At 41.1% G+C, this 18,554-nt stretch carries 18 protein-coding genes; 6 read left to right on the top strand and 12 right to left on the bottom strand.

The window, feature by feature from the left end; genetic code table 11:
- Positions 1-168: 168 nt before the first annotated feature.
- Positions 169-828, bottom strand: a complete 660-nt coding sequence (locus RM347_RS05145; RefSeq protein WP_322718259.1) for a cytochrome b N-terminal domain-containing protein — start codon at positions 826-828, stop codon at positions 169-171.
- 100 nt (positions 829-928) lie between these two features.
- The gene (locus RM347_RS05150) at positions 929-1,624 is read right to left on the bottom strand and encodes an esterase/lipase family protein (protein ID WP_322718258.1); all 696 of its coding nucleotides are present in this window, start codon (positions 1,622-1,624) and stop codon (positions 929-931) included.
- Positions 1,625-2,244: 620 nt separating this feature from the next.
- Between RM347_RS05150 and RM347_RS05155 the strand changes: the two genes are divergently transcribed.
- Complete coding sequence (locus tag RM347_RS05155; protein WP_322718257.1) at positions 2,245-3,879, top strand: hypothetical protein; 1,635 nt, start codon at positions 2,245-2,247, stop codon at positions 3,877-3,879.
- Between the two features lie 291 nt (positions 3,880-4,170).
- Here the strand turns inward: RM347_RS05155 and petJ are convergent, their stop codons facing one another.
- From petJ to RM347_RS05185, 6 genes are all read right to left on the bottom strand, one after another.
- Entirely contained in the window at positions 4,171-4,515 is a 345-nt protein-coding gene (gene petJ / locus RM347_RS05160; RefSeq protein ID WP_322718256.1) for a cytochrome c6 PetJ, read from the bottom strand.
- Positions 4,516-4,763: 248 nt separating this feature from the next.
- Entirely contained in the window at positions 4,764-5,180 is a 417-nt protein-coding gene (petE, locus tag RM347_RS05165; protein ID WP_322718255.1) for a plastocyanin, read from the bottom strand.
- 401 nt (positions 5,181-5,581) lie between these two features.
- A complete protein-coding gene (gene psbV, locus RM347_RS05170) occupies positions 5,582-6,073 on the bottom strand; it encodes a photosystem II cytochrome c-550 (RefSeq protein ID WP_322718254.1) in 492 nt (163 codons plus the stop codon).
- Positions 6,074-6,207: 134 nt separating this feature from the next.
- Entirely contained in the window at positions 6,208-6,423 is a 216-nt protein-coding gene (locus tag RM347_RS05175; RefSeq protein ID WP_322718253.1) for a hypothetical protein, read from the bottom strand.
- Positions 6,424-6,565: 142 nt separating this feature from the next.
- The gene (locus RM347_RS05180) at positions 6,566-7,402 is read right to left on the bottom strand and encodes a carbohydrate ABC transporter permease (protein ID WP_322718252.1); all 837 of its coding nucleotides are present in this window, start codon (positions 7,400-7,402) and stop codon (positions 6,566-6,568) included.
- Complete coding sequence (locus RM347_RS05185; protein WP_322718251.1) at positions 7,399-8,307, bottom strand: carbohydrate ABC transporter permease; 909 nt, start codon at positions 8,305-8,307, stop codon at positions 7,399-7,401. Before RM347_RS05185 ends, RM347_RS05180 begins: the two co-directional genes overlap by 4 nt.
- A gap of 254 nt (positions 8,308-8,561) precedes the next feature.
- Between RM347_RS05185 and RM347_RS05190 the strand changes: the two genes are divergently transcribed.
- Positions 8,562-11,009 carry an ATP-binding protein gene (locus tag RM347_RS05190; RefSeq protein WP_322718250.1) on the top strand — a complete coding sequence of 816 codons (2,448 nt, stop codon included), beginning with the start codon at positions 8,562-8,564 and terminating at the stop codon, positions 11,007-11,009.
- Between the two features lie 84 nt (positions 11,010-11,093).
- A complete protein-coding gene (locus RM347_RS05195; RefSeq protein WP_428850514.1) occupies positions 11,094-12,014 on the top strand; it encodes an alpha/beta hydrolase in 921 nt (306 codons plus the stop codon).
- Positions 12,015-12,143: 129 nt separating this feature from the next.
- On the opposite strand, the gene RM347_RS05200 is transcribed toward RM347_RS05195, so the two are convergent.
- The gene (locus tag RM347_RS05200; protein WP_322718248.1) at positions 12,144-12,335 is read right to left on the bottom strand and encodes a hypothetical protein; all 192 of its coding nucleotides are present in this window, start codon (positions 12,333-12,335) and stop codon (positions 12,144-12,146) included.
- 115 nt (positions 12,336-12,450) lie between these two features.
- Here RM347_RS05200 and RM347_RS05205 point away from each other — a divergent pair, with 115 nt between their 5' ends.
- Both RM347_RS05205 and RM347_RS05210 read left to right on the top strand, forming a co-directional pair.
- On the top strand, positions 12,451-12,681 hold the full coding sequence (locus tag RM347_RS05205; RefSeq protein ID WP_428850515.1) for a type II toxin-antitoxin system Phd/YefM family antitoxin: 231 nt from the start codon (positions 12,451-12,453) through the stop codon (positions 12,679-12,681).
- Positions 12,678-13,070: a type II toxin-antitoxin system VapC family toxin gene (locus tag RM347_RS05210; RefSeq protein ID WP_322718246.1), complete on the top strand. Its 393-nt coding sequence runs from the start codon at positions 12,678-12,680 to the stop codon at positions 13,068-13,070. The genes RM347_RS05205 and RM347_RS05210 overlap by 4 nt, the downstream gene beginning before the upstream one ends.
- 16 nt (positions 13,071-13,086) lie before the next feature.
- Here RM347_RS05210 and RM347_RS05215 read toward each other — a convergent pair whose 3' ends face one another.
- The gene (locus RM347_RS05215; protein ID WP_416211893.1) at positions 13,087-14,307 is read right to left on the bottom strand and encodes an ABC transporter substrate-binding protein; all 1,221 of its coding nucleotides are present in this window, start codon (positions 14,305-14,307) and stop codon (positions 13,087-13,089) included.
- 229 nt (positions 14,308-14,536) lie between these two features.
- Here RM347_RS05215 and RM347_RS05220 point away from each other — a divergent pair, with 229 nt between their 5' ends.
- On the top strand, positions 14,537-15,973 hold the full coding sequence (locus tag RM347_RS05220; protein WP_322718245.1) for an MFS transporter: 1,437 nt from the start codon (positions 14,537-14,539) through the stop codon (positions 15,971-15,973).
- A gap of 133 nt (positions 15,974-16,106) precedes the next feature.
- Here the strand turns inward: RM347_RS05220 and accD are convergent, their stop codons facing one another.
- Together accD and RM347_RS05230 are read right to left on the bottom strand one after the other, a co-directional pair.
- Positions 16,107-17,057 (bottom strand): acetyl-CoA carboxylase, carboxyltransferase subunit beta, encoded by a 951-nt coding sequence (gene accD, locus RM347_RS05225; protein ID WP_322718244.1) that lies wholly within the window; start codon positions 17,055-17,057, stop codon positions 16,107-16,109.
- Between the two features lie 569 nt (positions 17,058-17,626).
- Positions 17,627-18,517 carry a prepilin peptidase gene (locus RM347_RS05230; RefSeq protein WP_322718243.1) on the bottom strand — a complete coding sequence of 297 codons (891 nt, stop codon included), beginning with the start codon at positions 18,515-18,517 and terminating at the stop codon, positions 17,627-17,629.
- Positions 18,518-18,554: the final 37 nt, after the last annotated feature.

Genomic DNA, 18,554 nt, shown 5'->3' on the forward strand with positions numbered 1-18,554 from the left:
AAAGGTAAAAGTAAAAAGTAAAAAGAAAAGAATTAAGAATTAAATTTCAAGACTTCATCAGTTCTCTTTTGCCTTTTGCCTTTTTACTTTTGACTTCATCTTGGGGAGGCAGGGGAGGCAGAGGAAGCAGAGGAAGCAGGGGAAGAATTCCTAACTCTTAACTATTTATTAGCTTTGGGAGGGAATAAATTCGCCTTCTGGCGGTTGCTGCAAACGATCAATTTTTGGTATCGACGCTTCTTGATACATTTCCCATTCCTGCCACAGTAAAGCAGATAAATGAACTATGGCAAGAATTAGCGTCGCCACCGAAATCAGATAACTATGGATTGTGTAAAGGTGTTCGACGGTAATTGTGTTAATGGCTCCACCACCAGTCAGGATGTCGCGCAGTTGCCCACCAATCAAAGGAATGGCTTCGATTGTTCCTAGCTCAATGCTAAAACGCCAGTATCCTTCCTGAGTCCAATCTAAAATCATCGCTGTCCAATCCAGCCCGATCGCACTTAGGGTCAACAAAATCCCACTAATCCAAGCAGCCAGCCAACTCTTGCGAAATTGCCGACCTAAAAACATCACCACAATTTGAATGAGAGCGATCGCAATTACCGCGTTACCAGCAATATCATGCGCTCTCCAAAACAACCAGCCGTATGGCAGTTGTGTATTAATCATCTTTAATGAGTTATAAGCTCCGCCTGCTGTCGGTTCATAGTAAAAAGACAGCAAGACCCCGGTAGAGACATAAATTAAGCACAAAGTCAGAATCACGACCGATAATATCGTCGCTACTCGTCGCAAAATCCTATCGAACTGGGTGCTTTGCATAGCTCACCCCTCCTGTTCTTAACTAGGTATTTATTCTTATTACAATTTTAGCTAAGAAATATTAATAAATATTGTATTTCTCAGAGAAAAATAAAGTTTTTTAAATCAAATATTCTACCCAAGCTTTTAAAGGTTCTGGTGAACCATACCAAATCCCAGGACTTCTCGGAGAATGCCTCACACCTTCAATCACCAGATTTTCTGCCCCTTCCAAATGAGCAGCTTCAATGGGTGTGATTCCATCTCCCCAAGTGTTACCCTTACCACAGGTTAATTGATAACTACTGTAAGCTAACCAACTACCAGGCCGCCTTTCCCCAAAGATAGTTTTGCCAGCCACACAAACGTAACGAACGTTTTTGTAAAAGGCTCCTGGGTAGTTATTGGTGACAAAATCCAAATTAGAGCGAGTCCAGCGTTCTTGACTAATATGGGGTGTACCCAAGGTGATGAGAGTAGCAATCAGGGGATGCGCTTCCCAGAGAGATGGTTTAACGTTACCTCTTGCCAAGTAAGGCTTTTCTCCCATATAGATGCGGGATATCCAACCTCCGGCTGAGTGACCAATCAAGTTAACTTGAGTAGCATTATGTTGCTGCAATGTATGCTTAATCGTAAGATCGAGTTGTTGCAGAATTGGCGTTATAGGTCTTCCTCCGATAGTGGGTAGCCAGTCACGCCGTCGCAGTGGTACTGTAACTGTGGGAAAATCTAACTGCTGTAGTGATTGTTCTAGTTGGCGGTAAGCGATCGCGCTTTCTAGATATCCAGGTACAATAACTATCGGTAACGGCATTTTAAATTTTGGATGCAATAATTGTTGAAGATTTGAACTTTTTTGACGAAGAAGTAGTCAGAAGTCAAAGTTAGAATTGCGATCGCATGACTGGCTCCTTTTATAAAAACCCAAATAGCTTTGGTGGGGTTTAGGGCTAGAATGTCAATAAAATTGTACAATTTGCAACAGTTTTAGGGACTGCTAATGTGGTAGTATTTTCACATAGGGACTAGTTTCGGACAAGCAAGTGTGCCATCTGTTACAGAAGCGTAGTTGACTGAAAAACAGTCGAAAAAACAAGGCAACTTCAGCAGATGTTGTGATGTACTCAAACTTGTGCGTTCACTGAAACTTTATAAATATCCCAGATATTAATTTTAATTGTGTGCGTCATAACAATAAGAAATCAAAAGTAGTAATTTTTCAAATATCTCTTTAGGAAGCTCAAATTGGAATACATGATACAGCGTCATTGATCAATTAAAAACTGAAATAAGCGGCAATTTTGGCGTTTTGATTGCCAGCAGAGGAAGTTATTATTTCCTTAGAGGGACGCATATATTGCAAGATATTGCAATATAGTCAAAAAGAGAAAATCGCTAGTCAACTGCAACTGAGCCGAGTGAACGATAACAGCTATGTCTTACGTCTCCCTGTTTAAAAATATACCAGAACTCTTAAGCCAGCCAATTGGGATAGCAGCTATAGCTTCTCTTGGTATCCACGGTGCGATCGCAATGATTGTGCCCTTGATGCCTATGGATTCTAGCAAACCCAAAGATACAGCATCATCCAAAACAGTCGGACTTTTGGAATTGAGCCAAGCCGATCAAAGCCGTTTGCCGCAAAGCACGCCCCAACTTGGTTTACAACAACTTCCTCCAGTAGCGCCACTTTCGGCTCCCAACTTTAGCGCCCAAACTGTATTGCCCCCATTGGCACCAGCGCCATCCAGTCAACTAGTACTGCCTCCGCTACCTCCATCATCAAATAACTATCGGGTCTCATCCTTGCCTACAAGGCAGTCTTTGCGGATGATTACCAGTGATAATTTGCGATTTGATGCCTCTAAATTTGACAGTTCTAAATTCAATACCAGGGCCAGATTCACTCCATCAGTCCCTCGTGTGAATGTCAATGACACCAAATACGAAGCACCTAAGCCGCTGGCTGTAAATAGATTGCCAGAATTGCAGTCGCAGCAAATACCTGATGATATTTTGCGGACTGCTCAACCGCCGAATCTATCTGACACTAGCCCCATTACAACAGCACAGGGAAATACGACACCACAGATGACGCCATCGGTTAATGATGCGTCTAGAATTGCTCAAAACCCGCTGATAAATTCTCTAAAACAACCTCCAAGAACTGGGGATAGCTTAACCCTAATTAGTGACACCACGCCCAAGACACCCGATTTATCTGCTAAAGGAACTGAATTAGCGATTGCCCAGCTCGACTCCTACGCAAACCTGAGAAAAGAAGTCCAGCAACAATACCCCAACGCTGAACAAAAACCAGTCATCCGTCAAACATTACCCACGGATAAGCCGAATCTTGAAGGCTCTGTTTTGGGTGTATTAGTCGTAGATCCTGATGGTAAGGTCTTAGATATCAAGTTTCAAGACAAGTTAGTTTCCCGTGAATTGCAATCAGAAGCAAGGGAATACTTTAACAAGCAATCCCCTAAGGGAGATAAACAGATTAGTTCCTATCCATTTAACCTACGTTTCCAAAACAACACTAGCAACACCACTGGAACTACTCAATTATCTACACCGGGAATCAATAACAATCAGCTTAACCCTTCACCAGCAGCTACTTCTAAACCATTTCCTGAACTGCGAATCAGAAATAACCAGCCTACGCCTTCATCGACAGGTACTCTAAAACCATTAGCTGCACCAGGAGTCAATGGCAATCAGCTTAAGTTCTCACCGACAGCTACTCCCAAACCATTATCTGAACAGCGAATCAGAAATAACCAACCTGCGTCCTTACCGACAGGTACTCTAAAACCATTATCTACACCGGGAGTCAATAGCAATCTACCTACGTCCTCACCAGCAGTTACTTCTAAACCATTGCCTGAACTGCGAATCAGAAATAACCAGCTTACACCTTCATCGGCAGCTACTACTTCTAAACCATTATTGCTGCAAAGAGTCAATAAGAGTCAGCCTACAGCCTCTGCGGAATCGGATGAAAAATTAGTAGAGCGTTTGCGCGAAGTAAAGGAAAACAGACAAAAGTCTAATCCAGAAAAATAATTACCCGCTGGTTATTTTGGATTAAGAATAGACTAAAAGCTATGAATGATAAAAACTCTGAATTTATCATTCATATTTAAAATATACTTTTTAGAAGTTGACGAGCTGGCGATCGCTAGTTCGTCATATTTATATATAACTAACTTTGAACTTCGTTAGAAGGTTATACCTAATAAATACACTTAGGTATTTCCAACAAATAAATTCTCCGATGTTGTGAAGTGGGCGTCTCACCCGCCTTTAATTACTGGCGAGATGCTTATTCCACAATAAGTACACGGTACAGCTACTTTACCAGCCTTGTTCTGCATTCTGAAAAACGTAAGCAGCTACCTCGAGAATCTCCTCAGGACTTAACTTGCCTTTAAAGGCAGGCATGGCATTTTTCCCATTTTGGACTTGGTGGATAATCGCCTCGATTGAGTCGCTATTATAATTTTCTAGATACTTTGACAATGCTTCCTTTTTCAAGGTTTTCTGGCTAATAAGGATGTTACCGCCACCTATATGGCAAGAAGCGCAGTTAGCCTCAAAAATTTTAGCCCCATTGGATATTTCGGCAGCTAGTGCTGGACTAATGAATGTCAATTTGAATAAAGCGATCGCCGACAGTAAGATTAATAAAAGTATTCTCAACAGAATTTCCTCGCAACAAGCCTCCAGCAAGAGTATAAACGCGATTAATCCCCGATTAAGTCAAATTTGATCAAAATTGGCGGTAACCAGTTCACTCCTCCATCGCCACAGATTGTTTAGCGTCTTAGGGAAGGATAGGACTCGTTACCGCCATTTGTGTATTTTGTGCGTTGCTCTAGGAGTGTAGCGTGTGGCGATGAGCTAATTTCACTGAGTAATCATCTCGTGTCAAACGCTGGTGTTTCTAGCTATTGGACAGTGATTGTACCAATCATGCCAGCACCACGATGAGGTTCACAGTAGAAGGTGTAGTCACCAGCAGGTGCGTCTGCTGCAAAGGTGGTTGTTTCCTTTTGACCAGGACTCATGAGCAACTTCTTATGAGACAGAGATTTTGCTAAATCAGCGCTCTTAGCGGGGTTTTTGGCAGGATCAAACACAACATTATGGGGAGGAACTTTATTGTTCACCCATTCAACCGTATCGCCTGGTTTGATGGTCAACTTTTTCGGTTCAAATGCCAGCATTCCTTTATCACTACCCAATTTCACCTGGTAGGTTTCAGCCGAAGCACTGGGAGTAAAAACAGCAAAGCTGCTAACAACTAAAAGGATAGTCAACACAGCTAAACCAAGGCGTCGCCAGCTTGCTGAAATCAATTTCATGGCTCTCTCCTAACAAATAATTTTTTTCCTTTTCTCATTTTAAATAAAATCAACACCAAATATGACAATCTGTCATAGATACAATTTTTTTTTTAAGAATGGCGAGTAATTTATTGCAAAAAGCTGTGTAATCAGTAATAAATACTATACTGCTATAGCCCAAAAAGCCTGTGAATAAAGGTAAACAGGAAAATAAGAGATTTTTATTTTTTCTTTAGAAATATTGTGGTTTTTCAAAAAGTTTTTGTGCTTAAACAGGAACATTTTGTGCTGCGGTAAGAACGGAAGCAGCTAAACTTTGCTGAAAATTAGGGATTGGGCACTAGAGACTAGGGACTGAATTTTTTTCAATCCCCAATCCCCAGTACCCATTATCCAGTACCCAATACTAATTCCGGGATTTAGTAATAGATTTTTCCGCCTCCCCACTTAGTGCCAACGATTTTGGGTTGTAAGAGAATATGACCGGCGATCGCCTCCAAGTCATCATCCGTCAGATTTCGCATTGCTGTGAAAATATCTGCGCTTTTGATACTGGGGTGTATTTCGGAAATTTCTTCTTCCCCATCGTAAGTAGTGGGATTTTTTAGGTAGTCCACCAAGCCTTCAACATTATTACGGTTGGGTGTTGCCAGTGCCAGGTCGTCTGGAGTGAGTCCCACGTTCTGGTTTGTCTTGGTAACTCCTCCAGCATGACATTGGGCGCAAGCGTAATTGAATAAGCGTTTGCCTTCTTTGACTTGTTTAAGGCTGAGTACGGTAGTCTCACCTTGAGCATTTAATGGCACTGTCCGGGTAGCTTTATCCAGTTCCACTGCTGTCGCGCTACCAACAATCAACTGAAACGAGAGAAAAACAGTAACCACAACAACGCCAATTAGTCTTCTAAACATGTTTCCCCTTAAAAATTTATGACGCTCAACACAGCTAAAAAAGCGATTCTCAATCTCCAAGCTGCTAATTGCTAATGACTCATTGTTTTTTATCATTAGCTATCAGTGATTAGCCAAAGCTCCGAGATAACCCTTCAGGTAACTTCGTGATCACCCACTAAGTCCCTAGTCCCTTTTGGGCGTATTTCAGACGATATTTGGGAAATAATTGCCTTTGCATCTTCTAACGCCAAACGGGTCTTTTGGTGTTTGTAGGCGATTCCCAGTTGGTTGCACAGAGAAAACACTTTTTCTACAGGAATGCTGTAGTCGGCTGCTATCTCTGCGATCGATAGGTCTGCAAAACCCATAATGCTTGTTTACTGATAGAGATTGAGTCGCTGTAATACCAATATCACGTTAGGAGTGCAATTTGTTGCCCAAAATATGGTTTGGGATCGGGAGGGGGAGCCGGGGAAGAATTTTTAACTCTTGACTAATGACTAATGACTATTAACCCTTTCCCCCGGTAAATGTAACGCTTTGAATAAAGTAACGGTTAAAAAAGGCGTAAATACCTAAAGCTGGTAGGGTAAAGACCATAGAAGCTGCCATAATGTAGTTCCAGTAGCTGATATATTGACCTTTGAAGGTGTTCAGCCCTAAGGGGAGGGTAAACATTTCTGGATCAAATAGGATAACTACAGGCAGTAAAAAATTATTCCAACTCCCCATGAATACAAAAACTGCCTGCGCTGCTAGTGCTGGTTTTGCTAAAGGTAAGACAATATGTCGAAAAATTCCAAAGGTATTTAAGCCATCGAGTTGTGCTGCTTCTTCTAGTTCTTTAGGAAAATTAACGAAAAACTGCCGCATCATGAAGATAAAAGTGGCATTGACCATGCTAGGAATAATCATGCCTTGGTAAGAATTCAGCCAGCCGATCGCTTTTAAAATCAAAAATGTGGGAATTAGGGTGATTTGCGTCGGTACTGCCAGCACAGCCAAAATTAGGAAGAACCAAAAGCGCTTGCCCACAAAGCGCAGTCTTGCCAAGGCATAACCAGCCATTGAATTTAACAATAAGTTTAAAAGCGTGACACTGACAGCGATCGCCACACTATTGAACAACCAGCGCCAAAACAGCGGTTCTTGGAGAAAGATTTGCCTGTAGTTATCGAGAGTAAAATTCTTGGGGAGAAAATTGGGTTCACCGCCGACAATCTCTGTTAGCGGCTTAAATGATGCTGAAAGTGCCCAGAGAAAGGGAATTAAGGTAATGATGGCATAGAGTGTCAGCAAGAGATATAACAAGACTTTGAGCCAGGATAAGCCAAAGATGTTAGTCAAATCCGTTCGCCTCCGAAAAGTCGCCGCTGAATCAAAGTGATGGCAATGATGACTGCTGCTAACAGAAATGCGATCGCAGCTGCATATCCCATTTGTAAATTCCGAAACACAGCTTGGTAAATTAGCAGCACCACAGTTAAGGTAGCGTTGTTTGGTCCGCCAGTACCGCCAGAGAAGATGTAAGACTGGTCAAAAAGTTGAAAAGTGCCAATTACCCCTACTGTCGCCACAAAGAAGGTTACAGGCTTAAGCAAGGGAAGAGTAATGCGGATAAATTGCTGCCACCCATTTGCACCATCGAGTTCCGCGGCCTCGTAAAGTGTTTGGGGTATATCTTGCAACGCCGCCAGATAAATCACCATAAAAAACGGCGCAGTTGACCAAATGTTCATGATCATAATGCCTTTGAGCGCAACTGCTGGATCGCCCAACCAGTTATAAGTAGGTAGCCCCACAAAAGCGAGAAAATCGTTTAGTAGCCCATCAGTGTTATAAATCCACATGAAGATGAGCGTTAGCACTGCTGAAGAAGTGACTGTGGGCAAAAAGTAGAGGATGCGCCACCAGTTTTTACCGCGAATTCCAGAGTTCAGAGTTACCGCCAAAATTAAAGCTAGGGTAGTTTGAGTTGGCACAACAATAGCTACATATTCTGCGGTGTTTTTCAAAGCAATCCAAACGCGTTCATCCTCAACCAATCGCGTGAAGTTCCGAAAACCGATGAATTCGTACTCAATACCGCCAAGAAGTTGAACTTTTTGCAAGGAAAGAAAAACGGCGTAGAGAATGGGTAAAACTACAAAAGTCCCCAAAACTAGAATGGTGGGCATGATAAACATATACCCAGCCAAGTCTTCGGTGATGTTCCACCTGGGATTACTCCGTCGCCTGTTGATTTCAAACACTACTGAACCTCCGCTTAATCCCGCACTAACCCGACTGTAGCGATGAGTTGTGCATGATTATTTATCGTACTCCTGTAAAAAAATATTTAACCTTATTAAATGAGTCTCTATCTTTGGAAAGCGTAGCTCAAAGCAGCGAGTTAAAAGATATCGCTTGTGTGAGTTAGCTGGATATGTAACTTAGGGAACTATATATTTAGTGTTTAGTTTCCTTGGGGATGCTAATTAACTCAACTCAAGCAATAGGAGACAAAATGTCATATACAGCCTACTTACGTTCGATTAAAAGTAAACTCCAGAGAACTGGTAAAACTCAAAAAAGCCTACGGGTTAAAACTATCATAGAACAGTTTGGCTACCAGCGTAGAAGTCAATCATTCATAGATAATTTTAATACTGCTCTTGATGAAATTGGCCTTTGTGCAAATCCTCGATTGGATTTGTATATTCCGTTAGATACAAAAATAGCTATTTCTATTAAAGGTGTAGAACCAATAAATCAAGTCGCTGAATCTCAATCAATTTCAGCCCAATTAAGAGAGGCAATTTCAGTCAAGCATGATTTTTTCTACTACTTGTTTGATTTTGGCTCTGAACAAGAATATGAACGATTCCAAGCATGTTTAGATTCTCATCAGCCAGTAGGGATTTTTTTGATTCCACAAGTAGAAGATTTCTTCTCTGATATTGTTGTCAAAATCTTTAATTATGAATTAATTAGAAAATATCAGTATGGAGGTTATAATAGTATACCTAAAGCTGCCACTAGGAAAATTCCTACAAGTATTGCCTCAGATCAAGATTGTGAAGATGAACAAGAAAATCCTATCTCTGATGCGAGTATTTTTCAGTTTTATCGCTCAACGATGGCCAGTATTATACTTGGCAACACTGGTTTAGAGTTGCTTGATTCTGAAAAATTCGATCAGCAATTTGAACAGATATCTCTATATGCCAATAAATATAATTCTGAACAGTTTTTTATTTTATTTCATTGTCCATCGGTATTAGAAATTCAAGCTCATCAGCAAGAAGATGCTTTAGGATATTTGGTAGATAGAGTTGCCAGTAAAATTCCTTTTACTTTTACTCTCAGGTGTAAATATCCAAACGAAGCCTCTATTCAAGATAAAGAGGAAGTATACGCCCATTTCCGTCTACTGCTGGAACTTCCATATTATGAAATAGAGGAAGATGATGCATCTTTGCAAGATTACTTTCTAGAATTGCAAAAGGCTCAAATCCAGGCTGAATCACAGTTATTGCTGAAGATGAAAGCTGAACTTTTTTACACTCTGAAGTGGCAGCAGGAAAGTAAAGAATATATATACCTCAAGTATTTCGCTATTAAAATGTTGGAAAGTCTAGGATATGGATTGTCTAATATCGGCTGTGAAGTTGAGTTAACTACCAGAGATGAGGAAACAACAGATGAAGATACATCAGATGATGATGAAGAGTACCAAAGTGAAATCATAGAAGTCTATGTAAAAAATCAGGTCGTGGTTGAGATAGAAACTCTAAAATACCAAGAATTTCAGGATAATAATCTCTTTTTAGATTCAATTAAAAGAGTTTTGAGAAAATCAAAAGTATGGCCAAATCAACTAGAAAGTCTTTGGTTGGTAATTCCCGGTTTTGAGATAGCACGTAACTATTACCAACTGAAAAAAGCTAAGGAAATATTAGAATATAAGTTTTCTGGATATTATGGCGATCGCTTCCAGGTTGTAATCATGGTTCCTGATTATGAAAAACACCAATTAATTCCAGTATCGTTTGACTCTATCAACTATCCATCTTTTGAGTATGTGGCTAAAAAACCTAATTTAGTACAAGTATATCCAATTACTAACCGCATCAAGGAAGTTAAACTTGACTTTAGCCAAGTAAAAGGGCTAAATGAAGAAAAAGAAAAACTAACTAGACTCCTGAAGCTGCAATCTAAAGGACATAAGGGTTCAATTGGTGGAATTCTTTTCTACGGTTTACCGGGATGCGGTAAAACTCTATTGGCAAATGCCTTTGCTAATGAGTCTGGGAGATATTTCTTTAAGTTCTCTCCTGCTGATATTGTCAGTGTTTGGATAGGGCAAAGTCAAAAAAATATTCGAGATATCTTTGCTCAAGCTAAGAAAAAATCTCCTTCGCTTTTATTCATTGATGAGTTAGACAGTATTGGGTTTAATCGTAATGAAGACAACGCACACACAGACCAAAAAGCAACCATCAACCAATTACTCATAGAACTAAACAATCTTCAAAATAGTGATGTAATTGTCATTGCTGCTACTAATTATTTGAGTGGTATTGATAGTGCTTTGAAACGTTCTGGTAGATTAGATTGGAAGATTCCTGTTTTTCCACCTGCTCAAGCAGAGAGAATAGATTTATTCAAGCACTACCTGTCAAAAATTGATATGAATCAGCTAGTCAACTTTGAAATTCTAGCAGATAAAAGTGGGAGATTTACTTCATCAGATATTGAGTTGGTTTGTCGAGAAGTTAGAAATGCTATTCTTCTAGAAGAAATAAGTTCGGCTTTAACAACTTCAGATGTTATTACTTACATCAATAATCTACAAGATGGTGGTTTAAGCCTTAACGAAGAACAAGTCAAAGATTTTTTGGAAGAATGTAGGAGAATGAGTGTGAAAAATCCTAAGTTAGAAACTCTGAAATTAGAATGGGGATTGTATTAGCAATGGGCTAATAAAAATGGCGTAGGCGTAGCCTGTCGTAGACATCGCACCTTTTAGCAGTGTTGGAAAAATAACTTTAGGAACATGCGATATTTTCATCCTCGAAAACTCTTGCTAACAAGCATAGGAGTAATAGCGATCGCCTACATTTCAACTTGTCTATTTTTGTTTATTCGGCAGCGTTATTTAATATTTCGCCCTATTCCACAAATCTTAACGCTACCTAGTTCACCCGACTTTCTTCTTCCTTACAAAGATGTGCGTTTACCTATTACTAAGTCTAATGAATATATACATGGCTGGTGGATTCCAGCACCATTACCAAAAGAGAAAGTTTCTTTAATTCCAAATGAACCTGTAAAAATTTTAAAATCACCTAAAACATTTTTATACTTTTGTGGTGCTGCTAATAATAAAGGTTATTACAATTATATAGGCAGACTTCAAGCAATGCGACAGCTGGGGTTTTCTGTGTTAGTGATTGACTACCGAGGTTTTGGTAGTAGTAATGGGAATTTTCCCAGTGAGTCTCAGCTTTATCAAGATAGTCAAATAGCCTGGAATTATTTAGTAAAAATCCAACAAATACCTCCTGATAAAATTGTTATTTACGGCGAATCAATGGGGGGAGCAGTTGCTATAGATTTGGCAGTAAAACATCCAGAAGCTAGTGGATTAATTGTGCAAAGCTCCTTTACATCAATGGCAGAGCAAATCAAATATAGAGATTGGTTACGGATATTTCCCATCGATTTGCTGCTAACACAAAAGTTTGATTCTCTTTCTAAAGTTCGTTCTCTACGTCTTCCCGTTTTATTTATTCATGGAACTGATGACAGCATTGTTCCATCCTACATGAGTCAGCAGTTATATAATGCTGCCCTTGAACCCAAACAACTTTTATTAATTCCAAAAGGAAAACATGTCCAAATTTATCAACCTGGAAGTAACTCGTATTTACAAGCAATTCAGAAGTTTATCCAAAAGATAGAGTCTCAAGAGTAAGAACTAGATCCATCGGGATGGGCTTCGACACGATTCAAAAATAGAGTTCTTCTTGGAACAAATCTATGGAATATAAGTTGGGGTCTGTGGAGCGATCGCTATTACCACACCCTAATTGATCGTAAAAAATCACCCTGCGTCCGGTTGTGGCGAAGCCAACGCTTCTAATGGTTCTAAGTAGTCGTGGGGTACTCCTGGACCTCCGTGAAGACACAGCAGCGGTAGCTTACCAGAATCTTCTCGATCTGGTTTGACAATGCTATACCATACCTGATGACCACGGAATGAAATAAAGTTTTCAATGGCAGAAATTGTACTCATAGGGTTAATATTTTTACCTTTTAAACAAGTATACGTAGTCATAGCCAGTAAATATTGAGTAATAGTTCATGCTATGTCCTATTAGAATATGACTATAGTCATGACTACGGTTATTATGAAATCAATTTCCAAAAGTAAACTCAAATCTCAACTTCTTGAGTTCTTACGACTTGTAGAGTCAGAAGGAGAAGAAATTGTAGTTACCGATCGCGGTAAGCCAGTTGTAAAAATTTCCAAATACGCACAAGCACCTTCAACAGAGGAGTTATTTGGGGAAATACGCGGTAAAGTGAAGTATTTTGAGGATTTAACTACACCAACTACTGAGGAATGGACACAATTGTGAAGATAGTCCTCGACACTTGTGCCCTAATCTGGTGGAGTTTAGATCCAGCCAGACTTTCTGAACAAGCCAAAGAAGCGTGCAACTACATGGAAAGGGATAAAAATGGTCTTGTCCCTTCCATAGCTATATGGGAAATTGCGATAAAAATCAAAAATAAAAAACTAGATTTAGGAGTCAATCTTAACGAGTACGTAGTAAGACTGAAAAAGTCTAGTACCGTTCAGATTGTACCCATTGATGAAAATATTTGGATGGAAAGTGTCAATTTAGAATGGGGTCATCGAGATCCGGTAGATCGAGTTGTCGTCGCACTAGCCAGAAATAATCAAGCTGGAATAATTACATCTGATAAAGAGATAGGAAATTTCTACTCAGAAGTGATTTGGTAGAGGTAAGAAAGATTACTCACTCCATCGCCTTAATTTGCTGATTAGCTTCATTCTCTGCCTTCAGCATTGCTTGTTTTAATGGTTGTTGTCCCAACAAGGCGCTGACAAACTGGTTATCAAAATTATTGACGATCGCACTTGGATACTGACCTACCTGCCACGGTGTAGCATAATTAACTCCCGACACTAATGGCGATCGCAGTGGGTCTTGGTCATAACCCAAATTCTTTGCTACTGATTTACGTGTTGGCAAAGCAAACCCTGTTCCTGTCCACTTTTGCATTCCTTCTTTACCTGTGAGATAAGAAATCAACTCCCAGGCTTCGGCTTTGTGTTGTGCTTGCTTATTCATTACGTAGGCAACTGTAAATACCATCGTGCCTTTTTTGTCATTAATAGTAGGCACTGGTGCGGTAGCAAACTCTACTTGAGGAAAGGTTTCAGTTAAGTAAGGAATTGCCCAGTTACCTTCAATTACCATTGCTACTTTACTCTGACCAAACATTTCACTACCTGAGTTTGTCCCCACATCAGATTTTTGGGCAGAGGAACGGTCTTTTTGATACTGGTCTATCACCAACTCTAAACCCTGTAAACCTGCTTCACTGGCAAAGGTAGCATAACCATTTCGATCTACGAGTTGTCCATCAAAGGCTTTAATTTTATAAGCTTGACGCGCCAATTCAGGAATTTCTCCAAAGCCGTATTTGTTAAGTTTGCCTGTCAATTGTTTCGAGTAGTTACGTAATTCATCCCAAGTTGCTGGCGGACTACTCAAGCCTGCGGCAGCGAAGGCTTTTTTGTTATAAAACAGGGCAAGGGTGGAATAGTCTTTGGGAAGACCGTAAATCTGATTTTGGTATTTGAAACTGTCAAGTAAGGTATCCTCGAAGTCCGCAAGGTCAAATTCGGGGGTGATGTAACTTTCTAACGGTTCTAGGACATTCTGACTCATCAAGAAAGGAGCTTCCAGCGCATCCAGATAAAAAACATCGGGCGCGGCTTCCCCCACTAAACGAGTTTTGATTACATCCATGTATTGGTCGGAAATTACCTCATATTTGACCTTAATAGTTGGATATTGTGCCTCAAAATCTTGCAATACTTGTCTCAAGAGTTTTTGCTCAACGGGAGAGCCTCCCCATCCACTAAGTTTGATGGTGACTGCGGTAGATGCTAACGGTTTGCTTGGCAATTGTAGGCTTCGACAAGCAATAATAGCGATCGCGATCGCCATCACCAATCCCAAAAAATTAAATAATACTTTATTGATCACAGATAAATAATAGTCTCTCTATTCTTACTTTTACCTTGTGTTATTAATGAGTGAGATTTTACTTATTTGAAATTTTGGTTGAAAATTGCAAGCTAAAATAACGAAAAATTATCAGGAATGCTAATTAAAGCATACTGAGTTCCTTTACAACCGGATTTCTCCCAGGATACTTCACCCATAAACATAGATTATGGATTCTGTTCAGGTTGAAACAACTGCGCCACTGACTCTGGAATTTACCCAGATTGCCTCATCACTCACAACAATTTCTCCAAACTCTCGAATTCCTAAGGATACTATTCGCACTAGTTTAAAAGCTTCGACTGCGGATTCTGTCTTAGCAGCGGTTTACTCTCTTGGAACTGGCGGGATTTTACTCAGCAATTTCTTGGTGGAATTGGGTGCTAGTCCAGTGGTATTTGGGATGCTGTCTTCTATCCCAATGTTGGTCAATCTCATTCAGCCGTTGGGTGCTTACTTGTCTGAACGCAGCACCAGCCGCTTTCAATATTCTCTTCGGACACACGGAATTGGTCGGTTGCTATGGCTGGTTTTAGTAATAGGTATTGCAAGCGTCAGCTGGGGAGTGTTTAATACTCACCAGTTAGTGATATTGACACTCTTGATTGTTCTATTCAGCAATCTTTTGGGAGGACTAGGAACCGCATCGTGGCTAAGTTGGGTGGCAATGATTGTTCCCCGACGATTGCGAGGCAGGTATTTTGGAACACGCAATAGTGCCGCTAGTCTAACTAATTTGGTTTGTGTACCAATGGCCGGTCTAGTTGTATCACATTGGTATGGGGGATCTCTACAAGGTTATGGGGTAGTTCTACTGATAGGCATTGTGTTTGGGATTGTGGGATTAGGGTGTCAATATTTCCAGGTAGATATGAATCCGCGATCGCAAAACACTTGTTCTGGCAAATTACCTCAAACAGGTGAGATTCAGGCAGAGGTTGCAAAAGATGAAGTAAATACTCTACCTGAATCAAATTGTCAACCATATATACCTACTCCACAAAACCAATCAGATAACAGCATCTGGAAAAACTCTAACTTTTTGAGATTTCTGCTGTATTTCAGCTTCTGGACGCTTGCTGTTAACCTCAGCAGTCCTTTTTTTAACCTCTATATGCTCGACACGCTGGATTTAGACGTGAGCTACGTGACTATCTACAACAGCCTTCAGGCGGGGGCGACTTTGCTGATGCTCATCCTGTGGGGAAAATTAGCAGACAAGATAGGCAATCGTCCCATCCTCATCTGTGTTGGAATTTTGGTTGCAGCCACACCACTGCTTTGGCTGGGGATTGGTGTTAATCACCTTGACATCTGGTTGTGGTTACCCCTGTTACACATCTTGCTTGGAAGTACTTGGGCGGCGATTGACTTGTGCAACAACAATATACAATTGGCGATCGCACCAATTAAAAATCAGTCTATCTATTTTGCGATCGCAGCTGCCGTTGCTGGAGCGAGTGGTGCTTTAGGCGCAACTATAGGCAGCTTCATCGTGCAATTTGCTCAGTTTGGAGGCTTATTGGGCTTGTTCGCCCTCTCTAGTCTATTTCGACTAGCAGCACTTGTTCCACTCATGTTTCTCCAAGAGCCACGCAGAGGATGAGAAAGATAGGGGGATGAAGTAGTTTTTCTCCTTTATCTCCCCCTGCTCCACGGCAGTTGCTCTACTTGGGGAAACCCCAAGACCGCACTGCCTCCCCTGCTTCCCCTGCTCCCTCTGCTCCACGGCAGTTGCTCTATTCTGCGGCGCTAGAAGTCAAGGACATTGTTTCCCACAACACCATGTGAGGTGTTGTTAATACAGGCTGGTGTAGGGCAATCAGCTGGGCTAGGGTGTTCTTTAATTGGGTACGGGGTACGATATCATCAACAAAACCGTGCTGGAGCAAATCTTCAGCAGTCTGGAAATTCTCGGGTAGTTTTTCCCGTAGAGTTTGCTCAATCACTCGCCGACCTGCAAAACCAATGGTTGCCTTGGGTTCTGCCAAAATGAGATCGCCCAACATTGCAAAACTAGCGGTAACGCCGCCCGTGGTGGGATTGGTCAAAACGGGAATATATAATAGTCGGGCGTCTTTATGGCGCTGTAGGGCTGCGGAAATTTTCGCCATCTGCATCAGGGAGAGCATTCCTTCTTGCATTCTCGCGCCACCGGAGGTGCAGACGATAACTACAGGATACCGCCGTTGAGTGGCTTGCTCAATCATTCGGGTGAGTCTTTCTCCCACGACCGAACCCATACTACCACCCATAAAACGGAAGTCCATAACCCCAAGGGCAATGGGCAAACCATTGATTTGACCTAAACCAGTTCTAACCGCGTCTATTAAGCCAATTTTATCTTGTGTTTCCCGCAAGCGATCGCTGTAGAGTTTGCGATCGCGAAATTCCAGCGGATCGGTTGGACGCAAATGCTCGTCTAGCGGTTTCCAGGTATTATGATCTATCAATTGACGGATGCGCTCATCGCTGTCTACCCGATTGTGATGGCCACATTCGACACAAACCATTTGATTTGCTTTCAGGTCTTTGGTATATGCCAACACGCCACACTTAGAACATTTATGCCACAGACCATCGGCAATTTCCCGTTCTTGGCGTTCGAGGCTGGTAGATCCTGATTTCCGCCGATTTGCAAACCAATCAAATAGAGACTTTAAACCACGTGATTCTTCGTTGTTAGCCATTTTTTATTTTATTTTAAGTGGGTATGAGGTCGAAAACATGTCAAACCGTATTGGGTTGTCCTTAGTCATGAGCCATTTATCTTTACTAATGATTCATCACTACATCGTTAAACTACGCTTTTAAGCAATTCAGACCTTAATTTTCATCTTTGGTTGCCAGCTTAACGAAAATACTTATGCCAATACAAGTCTCTTGCTCTTTTTTTCAGCAGACTTAATTATATGGACGTACTGACAACGCTATGAGAATACCTACCTCCAAATAAGATGCTCTCTCCCTCCTACCCAAATCAATTATTCGTATTGCTAGGTTACAAGCAATCAGCATTTGTTCCACAAGTTGTACTTGCCAACGGTTAATCGTCGTTAAGAGGGTAATACAAGTCACAAGCTGAATATTATCAAAATGTGAAGGGGAGATGGGGTAATGTTGGTTACAGTCACGAATTATAAATATTTTTTATGAATTGGCATGGGGCATGGCAAAGAGGCAGGGGAGCAGGGGGGAGAATAAAAAATTATCTTTTTCTCCTCTGCTCCCTGCCCCTGTGCCACTTCGCCACTCCAATTCAAGACGCTGGAAAGAATAACCGCAGGTAGCTAGACAAAATGGCTTCGCCACTAAATAGGGTAATCACAGATCCTAAAGCCAGAAAAGGGCCAAAAGGCATCTTTTGTCCTAAACTTTGTCGCGATGTCTTTTGACTGACGGCTTCTCTACGTTCGCGCAGCGTGTCGCAGACAGACGCTCCGCTAATGCGTCTACGCATAATAACACCACTGCCAATTAACGCTCCCAGCGCACAGGCAATAAAACTAGCCAAGAGCAAATATTTCCAGCCTAACCAGGCTCCCATCATGGCTGCTAACTTGGCGTCACCCGCACCCATTGCAGTTTTACCAAAGGCAATTGAACCCAGTAAGGCGATCGCATCAAACAGCCATAAGCCTAATACTGCACCAACTATAGCCATTATCAGGTGATTTACCAATGCCACAAAACTACCCTCTGGTAGAAAACCAACTACCATTTGAAACAAAATCCCCACCACTAAACCCGACTGAGTAAGTGGATTGGGTAGGGTCATTGTATCTAAGTCGATGAGTGATAGCGCCAATAACCAACTGCAAAAAGCCCAATAGCCTATTGTTAAAGTCGAAACTTGAAATACCAAAAAAATTAGTAAAAAAATTATGCCCGTTACCCCTTCTACCACAGGATAACGGACAGAAATTTTGCTTTTGCAATATCGACACCGCCCTTTTAAGGAAATCCAGCCGAACACTGGTACATTGTCGTAAGCTTTTAGCTGGTTTAAGCATTTAGGACAACGAGAGGGCGGCCAAAGAATTGACAACCCAGCAGGTAGGCGATAAACAATAACATTGAGAAAACTACCAATAGATGCACCCAAAGCAAAGACCATTACACTCGCCGGGATGGCGAACAAAATGTCCATACAGTCATTTGTCCTTTGTCATTAGTCATTTGTTCTG

The organism is Nostoc sp. ChiQUE02, assembly GCF_034531305.2.
In the GTDB taxonomy this organism is placed as follows: Bacteria; Cyanobacteriota; Cyanobacteriia; order Cyanobacteriales; family Nostocaceae; genus Nostoc.

Coding starts and splice junctions, on each gene's coding strand:
- RM347_RS05145 (WP_322718259.1), bottom strand. CDS start 828: ATGCAAAGCACCCAGTTCGATAGGATTTTGCGACGAGTAGCGACGATA.
- RM347_RS05150 (WP_322718258.1), bottom strand. CDS start 1,624: ATGCCGTTACCGATAGTTATTGTACCTGGATATCTAGAAAGCGCGATC.
- RM347_RS05155 (WP_322718257.1), top strand. CDS start 2,245: ATGTCTTACGTCTCCCTGTTTAAAAATATACCAGAACTCTTAAGCCAG.
- petE (WP_322718255.1), bottom strand. CDS start 5,180: ATGAAATTGATTTCAGCAAGCTGGCGACGCCTTGGTTTAGCTGTGTTG.
- psbV (WP_322718254.1), bottom strand. CDS start 6,073: ATGTTTAGAAGACTAATTGGCGTTGTTGTGGTTACTGTTTTTCTCTCG.
- RM347_RS05175 (WP_322718253.1), bottom strand. CDS start 6,423: ATGGGTTTTGCAGACCTATCGATCGCAGAGATAGCAGCCGACTACAGC.
- RM347_RS05190 (WP_322718250.1), top strand. CDS start 8,562: ATGTCATATACAGCCTACTTACGTTCGATTAAAAGTAAACTCCAGAGA.
- RM347_RS05195 (WP_428850514.1), top strand. CDS start 11,094: ATGCGATATTTTCATCCTCGAAAACTCTTGCTAACAAGCATAGGAGTA.
- RM347_RS05200 (WP_322718248.1), bottom strand. CDS start 12,335: ATGAGTACAATTTCTGCCATTGAAAACTTTATTTCATTCCGTGGTCAT.
- RM347_RS05205 (WP_428850515.1), top strand. CDS start 12,451: ATGAAATCAATTTCCAAAAGTAAACTCAAATCTCAACTTCTTGAGTTC.
- RM347_RS05215 (WP_416211893.1), bottom strand. CDS start 14,307: ATGGCGATCGCGATCGCTATTATTGCTTGTCGAAGCCTACAATTGCCA.
- RM347_RS05220 (WP_322718245.1), top strand. CDS start 14,537: ATGGATTCTGTTCAGGTTGAAACAACTGCGCCACTGACTCTGGAATTT.
- accD (WP_322718244.1), bottom strand. CDS start 17,057: ATGGCTAACAACGAAGAATCACGTGGTTTAAAGTCTCTATTTGATTGG.
- RM347_RS05230 (WP_322718243.1), bottom strand. CDS start 18,517: ATGGACATTTTGTTCGCCATCCCGGCGAGTGTAATGGTCTTTGCTTTG.